Genomic DNA, 19,742 nt, shown 5'->3' on the forward strand with positions numbered 1-19,742 from the left:
TCTCTCCTTTTCTCGCTATTGTTTGAGAAGAAGGATAATTAGATACGATAAAGGATGATACGATATTGAATAACCATACGCAGCTGCATCGGTATATCTACACATACGCATGCAGCGAAGAGGAACTCTCCCTATGTCAATTAGAGAGACGCTCTCTTTTTGAAATTGAAACTGACAAACCTATTATAAAAAGTCCCGTTAAGCTTGATCCAAGCAGAAGCCCTTTTATCAAAGAGCGGTTAGATGTTATGTATGAATCAGATGACCTTGCAGACATTTGCAAACAAGTAGAAGATATTGACCTTGGAGATAAAACATTCAAACTCATTTTTATGAAAATTAATGATTTGGAAAAAGATCAAAAAATAAGTTATAAGGGTCAGCGTGCTATTGAACGTGACGTGGGTTGGCATTTTATAGCAGAAGCAGACTTGCATAACCCTGACCATTTATTTGGCATTGTTACATTTGAAGGACGCTGGTATTTTGGAAAATACCAAAAAAGCGAAGCTGTATGGCTGCATCACTTGAAGAAACCGCGTGAATACTCTACAGCACTCAGTACCCGCGTTGCAAGAGCTGTAGCTAACATTGCCGTTCCGAACCCTGAAGGAATCAAAGCGATTGATCCATGCTGTGGTATCGGTACCGTCCTCGTAGAAGCTCTTTCAATGGGCATTGATATTGTAGGACGCGATATCAATCCGCTTGTGACCGACGGATCTCGTGAAAATATCGCGCATTTCGGCTTCAGCGGTGATGTCAAAACTGGACCGATTTCGGATGTTACAACTCACTACGATGTAGCAATCATCGATATGCCTTATAATCTCTACACGCACGCGACGCCTGAAGATCAGCTCTCTATTTTAAAACACGCTCGCCGCTTTGCGGATAAAGTAGTGGTGATTACAGTAGACACGATTGATCATATGATTCATGAAGCTGGGTTTTCTATTTCAGATCGCTGCGTAGCGCGCAAAAGCGTATTTTCTAGACAAGTAGTTGTATGCGAATAAAAAAGACACCAGTCTAACAGGCTGGTGTCTTTTGATTTACCACTCTTTAGGTTCATAATCTAATTCTTTAAACAGCTGCGTGCGCTCTTTTTTCGTTAAATCTCTCCATTGCCCAACAGGTAAGTTGTTTAAGTGGATATTCATAATACGCGTGCGCTGAAGTCGGTATACTTCGTATCCAAGCACTTCACACATACGGCGAATTTGGCGATTTAAGCCCTGCGTTAAAATAATTTGAAACTCGTACTTGGACAGCTGTGTAACTTTACAAGGAAGCGTTTTTGTACCTAAAATTTTTACTCCCTCAGACATTTGCTTAATAAACTCCGGTGTAATTGGCTTATCTACTGCAACAATATATTCTTTTTCATGCTTGTTTTCTGCACGTAAAATTTCGTTAATAATATCGCCGTCATTTGTAAGTAAAATTAAGCCGTCTGAATCCTTATCTAGTCGTCCAACGTGATGAATACGCAAAGGGTGGTTTACTAAGTCAATGATGTTTCCCTTTACTTTTTTTTCACTCGTACTTGTAATGCCGACTGGTTTATTAAGCGCAATATATACATTATTTCGAGCAATTCGAAGCTGTTGGCCGCTTACTCGAATATCATCGCCAGGCTTAACTTGATCTCCGATTTTTGCAACCTTTCCATTAACGGTTACTCTTCCTTCACTAATTAACTTATCTGCCCCGCGTCTTGACGCTTTTCCAGATTCGCTAATAAATTTATTCAGTCTCAGGTGAATCACAACCTTACATTTAAAAATTTTAAAACCCGTCTCTTTTATTAGAAACCGGTATGTGTCAATTTCTATACCGTCCCTATCGTAACATGCTATACGCTTCTCGTCTTCTTTTAATTTCATTACTTGACCATATTTTTTTAACAATAATAAAAGTATAACTCCAAAATACTTTGTAACCTTATTCTTAACATTTCAATCAATGCTTACACCTGCAAAACATGCGTCAATCACCCCTCCTATACAAGACCTAAGCGGCTGGATTGACTGATCAGTATAGAGTTGATACCATTATACTGACCGATCAACTAGTAGATATATCAGGAGGCTGTTTTCATGGAATCAACCAATTCAAAAGAAAAAATTTTAAGCGCTGCTGCTAAACTTTTTCGCAAAAAAGGCTATCACGCCACCAGCCTAAGTCAAATCACAAAAGAAAGCAGCGCTCCAAGGGGATCTATTTATTATTATTTTCCGGATGGAAAACAACAATTAGCAAAAGAAGCCATTCAAAAAACGGGAGAAAGAGTTAAAGCTTACATAGAAAAATCCCTAGCTTCTCATGAAGATGCGGCGTCAGCCATTCAATATCATATAAAACTAATGGCTGATCGAATGTTTGAACAAGTGGAAAATGAAGCGGATATCTCCCTCGCTGCTATGTCGAGTGAAGTATGGTCATCGAACGAAACACTTCGTATGGCCTGTGAAGCCGTTTATAACGAGTGGGAACAAGTTTATGCAGATAAATTAGTGTGTTCAGGTTATGAACAAGAGGAAGCAAGACAACTAGGTTCAGCTATACAGTCTTGGATTGAAGGTGCTTATACTCTTTCCTTAACTAAAAATAATACAGTCCCTCTGCAAATTGCGGCTGACCAAATTGGCAAGCTATTTGCAAACAAAAACTAATGTAGTAAAAGGAGGTCACTTATGACGCACACAGAAGAAAAAATGAGTACACAAAGTAAGCTTATCCTTTTCATTTTGATTCTAGGAAACTTTTTATGCTTAATTAGTGAAACGGTAATGAATGTTGCCTTGCCAAGTATCATTTCAGATTTTCACATTAGAACGAGCTCAGCTCAGTGGTTAACTACCGGATATATGCTTGTGATCGGCATATCTGTTCCGGTGTCTGCTTTTTTAATTCAACGATTTACATTAAGACAGCTGTTTGTAGCAGCTATGAGCTTTTACTTAATTGGGTCCTTCATTGGCTTTATCACCCCATGGTTTTCTCTGCTTTTTGTGGGACGTATGATTCAAGCATTAGGAACAGGCATTATTTTACCTCTTGTGATGAGTACAATGTTAACACTCGTGCCTGTTAGCAAACGCGGCACTGTAATGGGTATTTTTAGCGTAGCCATTTTATTTGCACCGGCAATAGGACCGGTTCTTTCAGGATTAATTATTCAATATTATTCGTGGCAAATTATATTTCTAGGTCTCTTAATTGCTGCGGCGCTTATTTTCCTATTTGCTCTTGTTAAACTCAGTAACGTTTCCGAAACATCTAGACCAACGATTCACATCCCATCTGTTATTCTTTCTACAATTGGATTTGGAGGAGTTGTTTATGGATTTAGCACAGCTGGTGAAGAGACAGGATGGAGTAATCCTATTGTATGGCTTACCCTCATCATTGGCGTCGTAGCTCTTGCTTTATTTGTCAGACAGCAAACAAAGCTGAATTCTCCAATGATTAATATGAAGCCTTTTAGATCGTCTGTGTTTTCAAGATCTATTTTCTTAATGTTTCTCATTATGATGATTCAGTTTTCAATGATGTTAATTTTGCCGCTTTATTTCCAAACGGCTGCTGGACTGTCTCCTTTGCAAACAGGTTTTCTTATGCTTCCAGGAGGAGTAACGCTAGCTCTAACAGCTATGGTCGGAGGGCGTTTGTTTGATAAAATTGGATTTAAACCGTTGCTTTTAACAGGCTTAATCCTTTTAACGATTATTTTAAGTTTGTTCACTACCATTTCAAGCGAAACAACTACGACGACCGCAGCCATTTTATATGCTGCCTTTACAATTGGCGTAGGCTTAAGCATAGGGCCGGTGATGACGCTTGCTTTAAATCAAGTGCCTAAACCGCTTCACGCTCACGGCTCAGCTATTTCAAATACGATTAACCAAGTTTCAGGCGCTATTGGTCCCGCTTTGTATACAAGTATTATGACCATGGCTTCTCAGCATTTTATTCAACAATCAAATGAAACAAATAAAACGCTGTTACAAATAAAAAGTATGACAAGCGGAGTTCATACCGTCTATTATGTGGCCATCGCTTTCGCCGTCGTTTCATTCCTGCTCGCTCTTACGTTAAAGAAAAAAGATCAGCAGCTTGAAACGCAATAAGTAAGAAACTAATAAGAGCAGTTCTTGTTACATGCAGAATTTATATTACAAATGCAAGAGTAATCATAGATACTATTAACAAAAAGATAACTAAAAAAGCAAACCGTCATCGGTCTGCTTTTTTAGTTGCTACGCATAGGTAATGTGTTGTTGTGCGAAAAACTTTTCGATAAGAAGTTTGCCAACTATATGTATATCGTAACAAAAGAAAAAAGGGTGCGCTGTGAGATTTATCACTCCACCTTTCAAAATAGTCTCATTGGATACTTGGCTATTACCTTACGTAAAAAGAGCAGAACGCAAACGCGACCTGCTCTTTTTACATGCTAGATATGGGTAATTTGTCCATGCGTGAAAAGCTCTTCAATAATAAGGGGTTTATCACTACATCTATAGAATAACAGAGAAAAAAAGATGTGGCTGTGAGATTTATCACAGCCGCATCTTTTTATCCAACTAGCTTATTAAACTGTACACGTTTATTAATTGCCGCCATAATTGGTGCTCCGACAAGCATAACAACGAACTCACCAACGGCTGTTGTTAACCATGTAAAGAAAAATGGTAAATCAAATGCTAGATGCAGTTCAAACGCAATAATAAACATCGTAACCGTAAACACAAGTGTATTAACAAGCATACGAGCCCACATATTTTTAATGTAGCGCATAGAAAACATGGTAATGAGTAATGATAGCACAGATTGTCCTACCCCAAACACCAGGTCATAAGCGACCATTGGTGAAAAAAACAAATTCGTCAGAAATACTCCTAGCACAATGCCGTACACGTACTTTTTATTAAACACAATCAAATGATTGAACATTTCCGATATACGAAATTGGATATTGGTGAAGCCAAACGGCTGAATTAGCATGCTGACAGCAATATACATAGCAGCTAAAAGGCCGTTGACGCACATTGTTCTTATATTCATCTTACTATTCTCTCCTTAGTTTTTTAACGTGGGATGGTTACGAACCACGTAAACACTCAAAGAATCATACAGCAAGCTTAAGCTTTCGTCAATCTAGCTGTTTACAAACTACTGCTGCTTTCTATATCTTGAAAATTGACTGCTCTTTTTTCTTACTCTTCTTTAGTATAAAATAGAAGACGTATCAGTATACATAGGTGAAATTGAGTATTTAACCCTTTTGATTTGACATACGAAAGGATTTGTAGCGATGTTAGATAATACAGATCAGCGCATACTAGAAGAGCTGTCAAAAAATGGGCGTATGAAGATGAAAGAATTAGGAGAAAAAGTTCATTTAACCGGACAAGCTGCTTCTGCTCGAGTACTAAAGCTAGAAGATGAAGGCATTATCAAAGGCTATACAATTAACATTGATGAACGCAAACTCGGCTACACCGTCCACGCATTTTTAAATATCTATACGCAGAGCATTCATCATCACCACTACCTCTCATTTTTAGAAAGTCAGCAGGATTTCGTCATCAACAACTTTAAAATTAGCGGTGATGGTTGCTACTTACTAGAATGCAAATTTCATTCAAATGAAGAACTAAATGATTTTTTAACAGGGCTAAATCAGCATGTGAATTACAAACTTTCTATCGTCATTAACAAATAAATTTTTTTAAATAGAGGTATATTAATTTATGAAAATGACAATCCTAATAACGTATTCCCCCTATTCCAATAAATTTGAAAATCCTTTGCACCGTCGCAAAGGATTCTTTTTCATGTAGGAAACCGCCTTCTATTTTTTGAAAATTTTAACATCTCTCATGGCGTTGACATAGCGTTCAGAGGTTTATATAATCGGTGACATTGAAGCATATAAAAAAGAAATTCTAGACCAAGCGTATCGTAATTCTTCGTCTTAGAAGTTGATCAGTTTTATAACTAGACAATTTCTAAGACGTTTTTTATTCTATCATTTTTGAAACACTAGTAAAAACAAGATCCCACATGAAAATACCCTAATTATCAAGGAGGTTTGCATATTGAAAACAATTTATAAAGATATCATTTTAATTATTGCCGGAGCGCTTTTAGTTGCTGCATCGATTGATTTTTTTGTCATCCCAAATAAATTAGGTGACGGAAGTACGGTTGGTATTGCTCTTGTTTTATATTATTTATTTCATATCCCTACGAGTATCAGCACATTTCTTGTAAATCTTGTATTTATTGCCCTAGCCTATAAATTTCTAACCAAAAAAACAATTCTTTATACTATTCTAGGTGCTGTTATGACGTCCGTTTTCCTCGGTCTGATCAGCTATGTTCCCTTTCACGTTCACGATATGATTTTAGGAATTGTATTCGGCGCCTTACTAATGGGAACAGGACTGGCTCTCATTTTTATCGCGGATGGATCTACCGGTGGAACAACTCTTTTAGCTTATTTATTAAACTATACAAAAGGCTATAATATTTCTAAAAGCATGTTCTACATGGACAGCGTCATTATTTTAGCATCGGTTTTTGCCATTGGCGTCAACAACACGCTCTATACCTTTATCTTCGTCTATCTTTGTGCCAAAATTGTCGATATTGTTATCGAAGGTTTCCACAACAAAAAAGCAATGACCATTATGTCTGATCAATACAAAGACATAGCGCAAGTCATCACCAGCGAATTTGGAAATGCAGCCACCATCTTTTACGGATATGGCTACTACGCTAACAAAGATAAACGTATTATTTACGTTGTTATTAAAAAGAACGAGCTATTAAAAATTAAAAAGAAAATCCAACAAATTGACCCGAATTCTTTTATTGTCATCCACGAAGTAAAAGAAGTTGTCGGCGGAAAATTTGGATTTATCGGCAATTCGCCTCATAAAAAAAAAGCAGCTGCAAAATAAAAAAATCCACCTCTTGGTGGATTTTTTTATGAAAAAACCGTTAAGAAAAACGAAAAGATACCTGCTAAAAAGTAAACTGCCCCTAACGCAATTGCTCCCGTAACGACCGTAAATACACTTAATCCGATAGCCACCTTCATTTTCATCCACATCCCTTTTTAGATTAGTAGTATAAGTATGTCCAAGGATAAGAGATTTATAACTATTCCGTCGTATTTATTTCATATATTGATGCAATCACTGTCTATTCAATTTGTTCTAAAACCAGCAGCAGCGACATAATGTATAGGAAGGATTTCATATACACATCTTTGTATCACATAAATCATATGAAATTAGGTGAGATAAAATGGTAGCTGTCCACTTTTTTGAAAACAGAAAGCTTCTATTGAGTCAGTTGCGGGAAAATATCCCTTCTACGGGTGATGCTTTAAAGATTAAAGGACGAAAAGGAACCGTCGTGTTTGTGAATGACATCGATGAAAAAAATGTTCACGTGGAAGTTGCTTTAGAAAAAATAGTTAAAAAGAACTTAGCGTTAGATAATGCTAAAAAGAAAAGGAGATAAGCGGCTTACGCTTATCTCCTTTTCTTTTTAATCTCATATGAATTCTTCTGTTTACAAAAATGATAAAAAAAGAGACTCCTAAAAAGGAATCTGCGAAAAAGAGCGATATCATCGCCTGAATATTAATACAAGCTATATTTTAACATATAAAAACATATTTTACAAAAATAAACTATTAATTTATGTATAATTATTTTTTATTTGAGCTTTTTCAGCATGTAGAACCATTTCATATAAAGATCGTTATTTATTTTTCAGGCCAAATTTTTGCATCTGGCTCTAATAGCCACTTATGCTCTTCTTCCATGATACGGTCCGTCCATGGATTATTTTCAAGATGGCGAATCATCCAGCAAAAGTACATTGCATAGCCGGGAGCTGTTGCTTGAGGATGATCCAATTCACCAGGAATTGTAATAAAGCTATGATCAACTACACGGTACGCATCTTCTCCCACCATGGCACACCCAAACCCTTGTGGCTTGTCAAAACGATAGTAATACACTTCAGGCTGGTCATGATGATGAGGCGGATAACTCGACCATCTTCCCGGATAAGAAATAACTTCTCCAATAACAAGGTTAGAATAAGGAGCGTTATTGTAGTCAAAAATCGTTCGAATTACACGCTGAGCAGTACCTTCCCATACTCCTTCACCTGCTACTGTATTTTGACAATCTTCAGGCGTATATAATTTTGACGGAAATTCTTTTTCATTATCTGTTTTTTGAACTAGTACTTCACTATTGGCAAGCGCGGTAATTTTAACATCTACATTTTTCGAAACGTGCAAACACCAAGGCTCTTCTTCAAAAAGGGACTGACGCTGAATTTCTTTTGAATGACCTTCCCACTCTAGCTTTACCTTTCCTTCTAGTAAAAGAATAGCCGTTTCATTGCTGCCGTCTAGTAAAGTTTCCTCTTTTCCTTGGGACATTTTATAAATCCCGATATCCATCAGCATACCTTTGTGCTGACCAGTCATTTCTGTAAGTACGTTGTATCCTTTATTTAATTCACCTAATTTACCTAACATGCTTAACTTCCTCCTTTACGTAGTAGCACAATAAGAATCTACTTATAACGCCAACTTTTCTTCACAGGCTCTATAAATTCTTTTAAATATGTGAGTATGATGAATTTTTATTAAAAGCAATATTCTCGAATGTATTTAATTATTTATGAGTGTTCTGGCGTCTCTTCGTAACGGAGCCGTTGATTTCCGGACAATCAATTTTGGCTCGAGAAGCAAATGTTCTTTATGCATCGTTGGATATTCCATTTCTCTAACCAGCAAATCCACCACGTTTACAGCCATTTCTTTTGTCGGCTGTGCTACCGTTGTCAACATGGGCGTGATGGTAGTAGAAAGAACCGTATTATCAAATCCAATTACTGATAAGTCCTGGGGCACATCAATTTTGAATTCTTTTGCGGCTTTCATAACGCCGATAGCCAGTAAATCGTTACAAGCAAAAATAGCCGTCACTTTCTCCTTCATTGAAAAAATTCGCTTAGCGCTTTCATATCCTTTTTGAATACTTGCTTCAGTCTTAATAACATGCTGAGGTGATACGATAATTCCATTTTTTTGCATGGTGTCTTGAAAAGCTTCTAAACGAGCGTGATTACTTTTTGCATTTTCTGTAATAATTGCAATTTTTTCGTGATGTAAAGACAATAAATAATCAGTCGCTAAATAGCTTCCTTTATAGTCATCCACTGTCACTGTATTAACAGATATATGAGGAATTTCTGAAGCAATAACACTAATCGGTATATCTTGCTTAAGCATATCCTTTAAAAGATTAGCATTACGAAAAGCCGAAGCTACAATTAAGCCGTCAATTCTTTGACGAATTAACAGCGATAAATACTTTTTCTCTTTTTCCGCCTCGTTATCGGTATTACACATCACAACATGGAAGCCTCGCTCATGACTTCGGTCTTCTATGCTTCTTGCTAAGTCAGCAAAAAAAGGGTTGGAGATGTCGGGTATAAGAAGCCCAATCGTTTTGGTGGGCTTTCCTGTTAAAGCAGATGCTACGACGCTTGGATGGTAATTCAACTGCGCCATAACCTCAATTACTCTTTGTCTTGTTCTTTCACTAATATGACCGGTTTGATTGATGACTTTTGATACGGTAGAAATTGATACACCTGCTTCTTCAGCCACACTATAAATGGTCGGCTTCATTTCCCTCCTCCTTTCACTTGATAGGCACATAAAAGACGGTAAACCTTTTACACTAGAAATTAAAGACCGCTTTTTTCTTTAATAAAATTTCTTGCTTTTAGCGCATATTCAAAAGGATTAGCAAGCGCTGGATCCTGTTCTGCTTCTACGATAAACCAGCCGTTATAATCCGAAGTGGCCAGCGCAGTAAACACTTCATCAAATTCAATAACTCCATCACCTGGAACAGTGAAGGCTCCTTCTTTTACTGCTTGCAAGAAGCTCAGGTTCTGTTCTTTGACTCTATCAACTACTTCTTGGCGAATATCTTTTAAATGAACATGTTTAATACGGTGTAAATATTTTTTTAAAATATAAAGAGGTTCTTCTCCCGAGAACACAAGATGACCGGTATCAAATAACAGCGAAACAAGATTTGGATTGGTAAGTTCCATTAGCTGCTCAATTTCTTCTGTTGTTTGCACGCCTGTTCCCATGTGGTGATGATAGACAATATGCATATTTTTCTCTCGGGCTAGTTTCCCAAGGTGATGCAGACCTTCTGCAAGCCTATTCCATTCTTGTGGCGTGAAGACAGGCTTTTCTTTAAATAAAGGAACATCCATCAGCCCTTGAATGCTGTGTCCTTGTTCAGATACAACGATTACTTTTGCGCCCATTTCGTATAAAAAATTGCGATGTTCAATAAATGGAGTCACCGTTTCTTCCAGCGGCTTTGTTGTTAAAAATGTACTAAACCATGCGCTTGCAATTTCTAAATTCCGCAGCGATAATGCTTTTTTTAAGATGGAAACATCTCGCGGATATTTATTTCCGACCTCACTTCCTCTAAAGCCGGTTAAAGCCATCTCACTGATACACTGTTCAAATGTATTTTCAGCTCCTAGTTCAGGCATATCATCATTTGTCCAAGCAATTGGAGCAATCCCCAGTTTAACCGTATTTTCCTTGAACATTTCTTCCTCTCCCTTATACAAAATTAAAATCGCTTTTACATGTATCAAATGTTTCTTTTCAACATCCGAAATTTTTTTGACTCTTAATAAACCCTTGCCACTTCAAGGTTTTTCATTTTATCTTGATAAGCTTCTTGTACGTGCTGATTTTCAGATACCTCTGCTACTCCTACATGCCACCATGATTCATAACCATTCGTCATAGTTTTTGGCAGCACTTTGATATCAATTAACGTAGAAACCTCTTGTTTTTGTGCATCTGCTATCGCCGTTTTTAATTCTTCAAGAGAACTTACACGGTATGTTTTTAAGCCGTAACCTGCGGCGCTGGCTGCAAAATCAACTTTCATCACGTTTCCGTTTAGCTTTCCTGTTTCCTCGTTTCGATAGCGAAACTCTGTTCCAAAGCTGCCCATTCCATTGGACATTTGAAGGTTATTAATACATCCAAAACCAGAATTGTCAAAAAGTAAAATATTTATCTTTTTTCTTTCTTGAAGGCTTGTAAGGAGCTCTGAATGAAGCATTTGATAGCTTCCATCTCCAACCATCGCGTACACTTCTTTAGCTGGTTCCGCTAGCTTAACTCCAAGCGCGCCTGATACTTCATATCCCATGCATGAATACCCATATTCCATATGATAGGTATTGGGTTTATTAGCCTTCCACATTCTCTGCAAGTCACCCGGAAGGCTTCCAGCTGCACCAACGATGACAGAGTTGCAATCAAGAAGTTTGTTCACTTCTCCAATTACTTCTGTTTGCGTTAACTGAGTACCAAGTGATTCTGCATATTCAGCTAACCTTTCATCTAAATGACCTTTTATTTCTGGAATAAAATCTGCGCCAGTAAAACGTATGCTATGTAGACGCTCTAATTCTGTTTCCCATGTGTCTTTCACACTTGCAATTTCTGTTGTATAACCAGATTGATAGCCAATTGATTTTAGCTCTTCTCTAAGAGCAAGCAAGCCTTCTTTTGCATCAGCTACAAGTTTCACAGCATCGAGTTTATTCGCGTGAAATTCAGACGTGTTAATCGTAAGAAATTGCACGTCGGGATGTTGAAAAAGCTGTTTGGATGCTGTTGTAAAATCAGTAAATCGAGTGCCTACTCCAATCACTAAATCTGCTTCTTTAGCAATTGTGTTAGCAGCTAAATTCCCTGTTACACCGATTCCGCCAAGATTGTAGCGATAGTCGCTTTCGACAGCGCTTTTCCCTGCTTGAGTTTCTCCAAATGGAATGTGGAACTCACTAGCAAATTGTTTTAACTCATTCGCGGCTTCCGAATACCGAACGCCTCCTCCGCAAATGATGATCGGCTTTTTCTTTGTTTTCATTACTTGAACCGCATCTCCTAGACTGTCCTTAGTCGGAAGGCGGCGCTCAATGCGGTGAACACGCTTTTGGAAGAAATAAGCTGGAAAATCCCATGCTTCTCCCTGCACATCTTGAGGCAAACAAATAGTTACGGCTCCCGTGTCTGCAGGGTTTGTTAACACACGCATCGCATTAATCATAGCTGTCATCAATTGTTCCGGTCGACTTACGCGATCCCAGTACTTACTCACTGGACGAAAAGCATCGTTTGTAGAAATAGATAAATCATACGACTGTTCTATTTGCTGCAAAACAGGATCGGGCTGTCTAGTTGCAAATACATCACCGGGAAGCAGCAAAACTGGAATGTTATTAGCTGAAGCCGTGGCTGCCGTTGTAATCATATTGGCTGAGCCTGGTCCCACTGATGATGTGCACGCCATAATTTGTTTTCGATGTTTTTGTTTTGCAAAAGCCATCGCTGCATTTGCCATTCCTTGTTCATTGCGACCTTGATATACGTCTAAATCTCCTGGGTTTTCTTCCAAAGCTTGCCCAAGACCTACTACATTTCCATGTCCAAAAATTGTAAAAACCCCTTTAATAAACTTGTGCTGTTTTCCATCAAATTCAACATACTGCTGATTTAAAAATTTCACTAATGCCTGTGCCGTCGTCATCTTAACTGTTTCCATGACCTTTTCTCCCTTCTAGTACTAGATTGCGATTAAAAAAAGGAAGCATAAGGAATATCCTTAATTCCCGATACTTCCCTTTTAAATGAGATGCGATTTTTAACTAATCACTTACCAGCGAGTTGTTACCATTTTCTTTCTTGTATAAAATTCCACTCCGTCTGTACCATTTGCATGAAGATCACCATAAAAAGAATCTTTCCAACCAGAGAATGGGAAGAACGCCATAGGTGCCGGTACCCCTACGTTCACTCCTAACATACCGGATTCAATATTTTCACGGAATTCACGTACGCTTGCGCCGCTATCTGTATAAATGCAGGCACCGTTTGCAAAGCGAGAACTATTAGCTACTTCAATAGCTTCTCCTAATGTTTCTACACGAACAATAGACAGCACAGGTGCAAAAATTTCATCTTGCCAAATTTTCATTTCTTGCGTAACATGATCAAAAATCGTTGGTCCAACAAAGTATCCACTGCCATTTACTTCTGCGTCTGTGCGACCATCACGGATAAGTTCGGCACCTTCTTGCACGCCTGATTCGATATAGCTAAGCGTACGTTCTTTATGATTTTCACGAATAACCGGTCCTAAGAAGACGTTTTCTTTTAAGCCGTCGCCAATTACAATATTGTTGGCTTCTTCTACTAATCTTTCAATCAATTGATCTGCAATTTCTTCTTGCACAGTAACAACAGATGCTGCCATACAACGTTCACCTGCTGAACCAAAAGCAGCTCCGATAATTTGTTTTGTTGCTACGTCCAAGTCCGCATCATTTAATACAATCGAATGGTTTTTAGCACCGGCTAAAGCTTGAACACGCTTTAAGTTTTCCGTACCTTTTTTGTACACATATTCAGCTACAGGCTGTGAACCAACAAATGAAATAGCTTTTACGAACTTATGTTCAAGAAGGCCATTTACCACATCATGAGCACCATTTACAATGTTCAGCACTCCTTTTGGCAAACCGGCTTCTTCAAACAGCTCAGCTAATCTTGCAGCTAAAAGCGGCGTACGTTCAGACGGCTTTAATACAAAGGTATTGCCGCAAGCAATCGCAAGCGGGAACATCCAGCAAGGAACCATCATTGGGAAATTGAACGGCGTAATTCCTCCAACTACCCCAATTGGATAGCGGTACATGCCAGATTCAATGTCTGTTGCGATATCAGGAAGCTGTTTACCCATCATTAACGTAGGAGCTCCAGCTGCAAACTCTACGCATTCAATACCACGCTGCACTTCACCCCGCGCTTCGTTAAAGCTTTTCCCATTTTCAACTGTCACTAACTTTGCTAATTCATCCCAGTTATCTACTAACAGCTGCTGGTACTTGAATAAAATGCGTGCACGTTTAGGCACAGCTGTTTTTGCCCATCTTTGGAAAGCTTCATTTGCTGCTTGCACCGCTTGGTCTACATCTTCTTTTGTAGAAAGAGGCACTTGTGCAATTAATTCGCCCGTCGCTGGATTATACACAGGCTCTATTTTTGATGAAGCCGATTCAATCCATTGTCCGCCAATATAGTTTTTCACTGTTTTTACCGCTGTTTGTGTCATAAAATATCTCTCCCTTTATCTCATTTTGATAAACTTCTATCCCTTTAGTCTCTTAAGACCTTTCCTCTGTCTATTAAACTTCCTGCAATACTTCTGTTGCTGACTCTATAAAGTTGAAGAGCTCAACGCTTGTTGGCATGGCATCTGAACAGCTGTGCTTTGAAATCACAATTGAAGCTGAGGCACCGCCCAATCGCATTGCCTGTGGAATTTCCAAGCCTTGCATTAATCCGTAAATAAAGGCTGAAGCATAAGAATCACCAGCGCCAAACGTTTTAAGGACTTTTGTTTTAAATATTCCTCCGCGGTGAGACTGACCGTCTCTTGTATAGGCAATAGATCCTTCTCCTCCATGCTTAATCACGACGATTTGAGCATGATGAGAAAACCATCGCTCTGCTGTTATTTGGTCATTAGATTCTTCATCATTTAATAGTTTTTCCATCATATCAAACTCTTCTCGCGTACCAATGATCACATCTGATTTTTCAGCGACTAAATTAAAATAGACCGCTGTTTCAGCTTCTGATTCCCATGTGTATGGACGATAATCGATATCAAAGAATACAACAACTTCATGCTTACGTGCGTGTTCTAGTGCTAAAAACACTGCTTCACGAGAAGGACTTTGCGCAAGAGCCGTTCCAGATATTAAAAGAGCCTTTGATTGTTTGATATATTCTTCGGATACTTCTGTAGGATCCAGCTTTAAGTCCGCTACATTATCGCGATACATTAAGATGCTGCAATCTGTAGGACTCTTGATTTCCGTAAAAGCTAGTCCCGTTACGGCCCCCGTTTTATCGATAACAATGCTATCTGTATTAATTTTATTTTTTTGCAGGTAATCTGTAATGAAGCGGCCCATTTGATCATCTGATACTTTTCCGATAAAACCGGTTTTTAAGCCTAGTCTTGCTGCTCCAATTGCAATATTAGCCGGAGAGCCTCCTACATATTTAGTAAATGTTTTAGTCTCTTCCATCGGACGCTGCGTTTCATTTGCATTTAAATCAATACATAAGCGGCCAACAGCAATGAAATCTAACCCACGATTTTCTTTAAAAACAAGCTGATTCATCTTTATTCCTCCTTAGTTAAGCGCTTTCCTAAAAGGGTAGAAAGAACAACTTATTTTCTTTCACCCCAGGTTTACCAGCATTAATTCACCGCGTACTTTTTATGTTCAATCTTCACTGGATGTCCTGATAGTAGAGATTCTTTTGCTGCTTTAGCAATTCGTTCTGCTTGTAATCCATCGTTTCCTGTACAAATAACGCTTTGATTTTCCATAATTGCTCTTGCAAACTGTGTTACTTCATCTATGTACGCCTGTGTATAGCGCTCAAGGAAGAAATATAGCGGCTTCTCTTTGACTACACTTTTGCCTGTTGATATTTCTACTGTAGTGGGACGGCAGTTGTCAGCAGCAGCTGCACCTTTTTCGCCAAAAACTTCAAGGCGCTGATCGTAACCGTAGACAGCTTGACGACTGTTATCAATTACACCTAAAGCTCCATTTGCAAATTTTAATGACACAATTGCCGTATCGATATCTCCTGCTTCTTCAATAGCAGGATCGATGAGCGTTGTTCCGTAAGCCGATACTTCTACCACTTCGCTGCCCATTACATAACGAGCCATATCAAAATCATGAATCATCATATCCATGAACAGTCCTCCTGAAGCGCGAACATATTCCGGACTCGGCGGCTGAGGATCTCTGGACGTAATTTTTAAAATATGCGGCTGTCCTACTTCCCCTTGCTGTACAAGATCATGTACTTTTTTAAAGTTGGGATCAAAACGTCTGTTAAATCCAACTTGAAGCTGCACGCCGTGTTCTTTTACTACTTCTAACGCTTGAATTGTTTCTTCTACTGAAAAACTAACGGGCTTTTCACAGAAAATATGTTTTTTCGCTCGAGCAGCTTCTTTAATAATAGATGCATGCGTATTCGTGGGCGAACAAATGAAAACGGCATCAATTTCTGGATCCGCTAACAAATCTTGATAATTGGTAGTTAACGTCAAAACTCCTTTACTCGCAGCCCATTCATGTAAATGGTCTACTACCACATCTGAAACCGCTTTAATTTTTATTTGCGGCATTAATTTTAAATTATCAACGTGTAATTTACCTATTCTTCCAGCACCAATTATTCCAATTGTAAGAATCCCCATCTTATTTTCTCCTTTAATTAAAAGTTAAGAAAACATTCGCTCAAACCTCAATGTAGGTTAAGCGCTTTCCTGTTTTCAATTATACATAACGTTTTACGAAAAGCAAACACTTTTTTATAGATTATTTAGAATATTTGTTTTTCAATCATCTAAACGTATACTATTAAAAACCTATTTTTATTTTTTATCTATTTATTGCGGAAGTATAAAGAAATTCACTATATTTAAGTATTTTTGTAACTAAATAAAGGATTATTATCTCATTTTCCAATGCTTTTACTGATAGGATTATTTGATTGAAAATTATATATATTTAAATTTTTAATTGACGTTTAAAAAATGTAAGCGTATACTTTTTTTATCAAATAGATTAAGCGCTTAACCAAATTAGTTTGATGTTTTAAACAAAATAATCGATCTGGTGGTGTGGAAAATGAATGAATTTATTTCCAGAAAAACGGCTCTAGACAGGATTGGGATCCCTTCTCATTTAACGTGGGGATACATAGGTATTATTGTTTTTATGATTGGTGATGGCTTAGAACAAGGGTGGTTATCTCCTTATCTTGTAGAAAGAGGTTTAACCATTGAACATGCAGCTTTACTTTTTACTGTTTATGGTATTACAGTCTCTGTTTCTTCTTGGTTCTCCGGCGTACTTGTTCAACTGTGGGGACCTAGAAAAGCAATGACATTCGGATTAATATCCTTTATTATTGGTTCGATTGGATTTATAGGTTTAGGACTTCATATTATGAATTACACAATTATATTAATTTGTTATGCTCTTAGAGGATTCGGTTACCCTTTATTTTCCTACTCATTCTTAGTCTGGGTGTCTTACCGCACGCCTCAGGAAATGCTTTCAAAAGCAGTCGGTTGGTTTTGGTTTGTCTTCCAACTTGGTTTAAGCGTAATCGGAGCTTTTTACTCCAGTTACATGGTTCCGAAAATCGGCGAAATCGCTACGTTGTGGAGCGGTTTACTTTTTGTTGTGATTGGTGGAGTCTTTTCAATTATCATGAATAAAGACAGATTTACCGTACAAAAAGTAAGTGATAATAAAACAAAAGAGTTAATGAAAGGGATTACAATTGCATTTGAGAATCCTAAAGTAGGCATCGGAGGAATTGTAAAGATTATTAACTCTGCTGCTCAATTTGGATTTGTTGTTTTCTTGCCAACGTATATGATGAAACATGATTTTACAATGAGTGAATGGCTGCAAATCTGGGGTACATTATTTTTCGTGAATATGGCTTTTAATATTATTTTTGGTATTGTTGGAGATAAATTCGGCTGGGTAAATACAATCAAATGGTTTGGCGGCGTAGGATGCGGAATAGTAACGCTTGCTCTTTACTATGTACCGCAATTCGTAGGACATAATTATTGGGTGATGATGATTGTCGCATGCTGTTACGGTGCAACACTAGCAGGATATGTTCCTCTTACAGCATTAGTGCCTTCTTTAGCTCCTGAGAATAAAGGAGCTGCGATGTCCGTGTTGAACTTAGGATCTGGACTTTCTGCTTTTGTAGGTCCTTTAATTGTGACCGTTTTCATTGGCCTTTTAGGGACAGGCGGCGTGATTTGGATCTTTGCTTGCTTATACTTCTTTGGTGCTTTTTTAACTGGGTTTCTTACGATTCCAACAGAAACAACTATTAAAGGTGACACAATAAACGAAGTCAAAAGTCAGGTCTCTCTATAAATATGGATAAGTAGAAAAAGCTGCAGGTGCCCCAGCACCTGCAGCTTTTTTATCTTCTCTGCTTTATAATTTTTTTACCGACGCACGTTCTACTAGTTCTGGAATAATCGTTACTCGCTGCTTGGCGTACTCTTCTTTTTTCATAGATTTTAACAGCTGTTCAAACGTACTAGCTGCCATCTGAGAAATGGGCTGTTCAATCGTTGTCAAACCTGGCTCAGCAATATCAGCATAAATCGTATTATCAAATCCAATTACCGATAAATCCCCTGGAATCGAAAGCCCCTGCTTCCTTGCCTCGTTTATGAGCGACACCCCAATTAAATCCGTACATGCAAAAACCGCTGTCGGCCTATTAGGCAAAGAAAGCAGCTGTTGACTTGCTTTTCTGCTATCTTCCACTGTTGAATAACAGCTGATAATGGACTGAGTTTCTAGTGACAAACCTGCTTCTATAAGTGCTTGTTTAAATCCTGCCAATCGTCCTTCACTACTTTTTCTATCTTTTTCAGTCATAATCGTTACCAATTGATGACCTTTTCCTATTAAATACTTACCTGCGATATACCCTCCGCGAACGTTATCAATCGTGACTACATGCGTGGAGATAGAAGGATGGTCAACTGAAAACAATACAAGTGGTACATCATGCTTAACAATTTTCTTTACAAGCCTCGTATCATTTAGTTCGGTTGCAATAATGATTCCATCTACTTGTTTTTTAAATAAAAGATCTATGTATTCATGCTCCCGTGCCGTTTGATGATCTGTACTGCATAAAAAAAGCGTGTATCCCGCTGCTCTAGCACTATTCTCAAAAGCTCTTGCTACCTCTGCGAAAAAAGGATTAGAGATATCAGGAACTAGCACGCCGATCGTGTACGTCTTTTTCCCTGTTAACGCAGCTGCGACACTGCTAGGCTGATAATCTAATTCCATCATTACTTCATTTACTTTTTTTATCGTTTTTTCACTAATACGTCCTGTCTGATTGATTACTTTGGATACAGTGGCTATCGATACCCCTGCTTTTTTCGCAACATCGTAAATGGTTGGTTTCACTTTCACTGTTCCTTTCTTCATGATCTCTTCCCTTATTTTATCACGAAAGCATTCAATCGTTTTATATATTACCATAAGCATATTCTATAAGTCCTTGAAAAAATTTTTTTATTTTATGTATAAAAACTATCTATTAATCAAATCATAATCTTAACCTTATAAAAGGAGTTGATTATGATGGCAAACAGCAGAAATAAGAGCAGCAACGAATTAGTAGTACATGGTGCTCAACAAGCAATCGATCAAATGAAATATGAGATCGCTAGCGAATTTGGCGTAACTCTTGGTCCGGACGCAACTGCCCGCGCAAACGGCTCTGTGGGCGGCGAAATCACAAAACGCCTTGTGCAAATGGCTGAACAGCAACTTGGCGGCGGACGTTTCTAAATCACTATCATAAGCAATACGGCTGGAGGAAGAGCGAATGACCGCTCTTCCTTTTCCCATTTTTTTATAATCCTTTACTGCGTTTCTTCTCTTCTATATGTATCTAAAAC

General features: G+C 38.1%; 18 protein-coding genes and 1 riboswitch. Of the genes, 8 read left to right on the forward strand and 10 right to left on the reverse strand.

Features of this window, described 5'->3' with window-relative positions; translation table 11 throughout:
• The first annotated feature begins 65 nt into the window (after positions 1 to 65).
• Entirely contained in the window at positions 66 to 1,019 is a 954-nt protein-coding gene (locus tag ACLHDF_RS19510; protein ID WP_413920341.1) for a TRM11 family SAM-dependent methyltransferase, read from the forward strand.
• 36 nt (positions 1,020 to 1,055) lie between these two features.
• Here ACLHDF_RS19510 and rluF read toward each other — a convergent pair whose 3' ends face one another.
• The gene (gene rluF, locus ACLHDF_RS19515) at positions 1,056 to 1,772 is read right to left on the reverse strand and encodes a 23S rRNA pseudouridine(2604) synthase RluF (protein WP_413920486.1); all 717 of its coding nucleotides are present in this window, start codon (positions 1,770 to 1,772) and stop codon (positions 1,056 to 1,058) included.
• Positions 1,773 to 2,102: 330 nt separating this feature from the next.
• On the opposite strand from rluF, the gene ACLHDF_RS19520 reads away from it, so the two are divergent.
• Both ACLHDF_RS19520 and ACLHDF_RS19525 read left to right on the forward strand, forming a co-directional pair.
• Positions 2,103 to 2,678: a TetR/AcrR family transcriptional regulator gene (locus tag ACLHDF_RS19520; protein ID WP_413920342.1), complete on the forward strand. Its 576-nt coding sequence runs from the start codon at positions 2,103 to 2,105 to the stop codon at positions 2,676 to 2,678.
• Positions 2,679 to 2,699: 21 nt separating this feature from the next.
• The gene (locus tag ACLHDF_RS19525) at positions 2,700 to 4,136 is read left to right on the forward strand and encodes a DHA2 family efflux MFS transporter permease subunit (RefSeq protein ID WP_413920343.1); all 1,437 of its coding nucleotides are present in this window, start codon (positions 2,700 to 2,702) and stop codon (positions 4,134 to 4,136) included.
• A 448-nt stretch (positions 4,137 to 4,584) separates the two neighbouring features.
• On the opposite strand, the gene ACLHDF_RS19530 is transcribed toward ACLHDF_RS19525, so the two are convergent.
• The gene (locus ACLHDF_RS19530) at positions 4,585 to 5,073 is read right to left on the reverse strand and encodes a QueT transporter family protein (protein WP_413920344.1); all 489 of its coding nucleotides are present in this window, start codon (positions 5,071 to 5,073) and stop codon (positions 4,585 to 4,587) included.
• Between the two features lie 9 nt (positions 5,074 to 5,082).
• Positions 5,083 to 5,127: riboswitch (PreQ1 riboswitch) on the reverse strand.
• 196 nt (positions 5,128 to 5,323) lie between these two features.
• On the opposite strand from ACLHDF_RS19530, the gene ACLHDF_RS19535 reads away from it, so the two are divergent.
• From ACLHDF_RS19535 to ACLHDF_RS19545, 3 genes are all read left to right on the forward strand, one after another.
• Positions 5,324 to 5,734 (forward strand): Lrp/AsnC family transcriptional regulator, encoded by a 411-nt coding sequence (locus tag ACLHDF_RS19535; RefSeq protein WP_413920345.1) that lies wholly within the window; start codon positions 5,324 to 5,326, stop codon positions 5,732 to 5,734.
• Positions 5,735 to 6,110: 376 nt separating this feature from the next.
• Positions 6,111 to 6,977, forward strand: coding sequence for a YitT family protein (locus tag ACLHDF_RS19540; protein WP_413920346.1), 867 nt, complete (start codon positions 6,111 to 6,113; stop codon positions 6,975 to 6,977).
• Between the two features lie 349 nt (positions 6,978 to 7,326).
• Positions 7,327 to 7,545 (forward strand): hypothetical protein, encoded by a 219-nt coding sequence (locus ACLHDF_RS19545; protein WP_413920347.1) that lies wholly within the window; start codon positions 7,327 to 7,329, stop codon positions 7,543 to 7,545.
• Positions 7,546 to 7,792: 247 nt separating this feature from the next.
• On the opposite strand, the gene ACLHDF_RS19550 is transcribed toward ACLHDF_RS19545, so the two are convergent.
• The 7 genes from ACLHDF_RS19550 to iolG form a co-directional block, all read right to left on the reverse strand.
• Complete coding sequence (locus ACLHDF_RS19550; protein ID WP_413920348.1) at positions 7,793 to 8,581, reverse strand: 5-deoxy-glucuronate isomerase; 789 nt, start codon at positions 8,579 to 8,581, stop codon at positions 7,793 to 7,795.
• Between the two features lie 135 nt (positions 8,582 to 8,716).
• Positions 8,717 to 9,742 carry a LacI family DNA-binding transcriptional regulator gene (locus tag ACLHDF_RS19555; protein WP_413920349.1) on the reverse strand — a complete coding sequence of 342 codons (1,026 nt, stop codon included), beginning with the start codon at positions 9,740 to 9,742 and terminating at the stop codon, positions 8,717 to 8,719.
• Between the two features lie 59 nt (positions 9,743 to 9,801).
• A complete protein-coding gene (iolE, locus tag ACLHDF_RS19560) occupies positions 9,802 to 10,698 on the reverse strand; it encodes a myo-inosose-2 dehydratase (protein ID WP_413920350.1) in 897 nt (298 codons plus the stop codon).
• Positions 10,699 to 10,781: 83 nt separating this feature from the next.
• A complete protein-coding gene (gene iolD, locus ACLHDF_RS19565) occupies positions 10,782 to 12,716 on the reverse strand; it encodes a 3D-(3,5/4)-trihydroxycyclohexane-1,2-dione acylhydrolase (decyclizing) (protein ID WP_413920351.1) in 1,935 nt (644 codons plus the stop codon).
• Between the two features lie 111 nt (positions 12,717 to 12,827).
• Positions 12,828 to 14,285: a CoA-acylating methylmalonate-semialdehyde dehydrogenase gene (gene mmsA, locus ACLHDF_RS19570; RefSeq protein WP_413920352.1), complete on the reverse strand. Its 1,458-nt coding sequence runs from the start codon at positions 14,283 to 14,285 to the stop codon at positions 12,828 to 12,830.
• A 73-nt stretch (positions 14,286 to 14,358) separates the two neighbouring features.
• A complete protein-coding gene (iolC, locus tag ACLHDF_RS19575; RefSeq protein ID WP_413920353.1) occupies positions 14,359 to 15,366 on the reverse strand; it encodes a 5-dehydro-2-deoxygluconokinase in 1,008 nt (335 codons plus the stop codon).
• An 80-nt stretch (positions 15,367 to 15,446) separates the two neighbouring features.
• Complete coding sequence (gene iolG, locus ACLHDF_RS19580; RefSeq protein ID WP_413920354.1) at positions 15,447 to 16,469, reverse strand: inositol 2-dehydrogenase; 1,023 nt, start codon at positions 16,467 to 16,469, stop codon at positions 15,447 to 15,449.
• A gap of 433 nt (positions 16,470 to 16,902) precedes the next feature.
• Between iolG and ACLHDF_RS19585 the strand changes: the two genes are divergently transcribed.
• Positions 16,903 to 18,183, forward strand: coding sequence for an MFS transporter (locus tag ACLHDF_RS19585; protein ID WP_413920355.1), 1,281 nt, complete (start codon positions 16,903 to 16,905; stop codon positions 18,181 to 18,183).
• 63 nt (positions 18,184 to 18,246) lie between these two features.
• Here ACLHDF_RS19585 and ACLHDF_RS19590 read toward each other — a convergent pair whose 3' ends face one another.
• On the reverse strand, positions 18,247 to 19,245 hold the full coding sequence (locus ACLHDF_RS19590; protein WP_413920487.1) for a LacI family DNA-binding transcriptional regulator: 999 nt from the start codon (positions 19,243 to 19,245) through the stop codon (positions 18,247 to 18,249).
• A gap of 177 nt (positions 19,246 to 19,422) precedes the next feature.
• Between ACLHDF_RS19590 and ACLHDF_RS19595 the strand changes: the two genes are divergently transcribed.
• Positions 19,423 to 19,632, forward strand: coding sequence for a small, acid-soluble spore protein, alpha/beta type (locus ACLHDF_RS19595; protein WP_413920356.1), 210 nt, complete (start codon positions 19,423 to 19,425; stop codon positions 19,630 to 19,632).
• The last annotated feature ends 110 nt before the right edge of the window (positions 19,633 to 19,742 follow it).

The organism is Priestia megaterium (assembly GCF_046599315.1).
Taxonomy (GTDB): Bacteria; Bacillota; Bacilli; order Bacillales; family Bacillaceae_H; genus Priestia; species Priestia megaterium_F.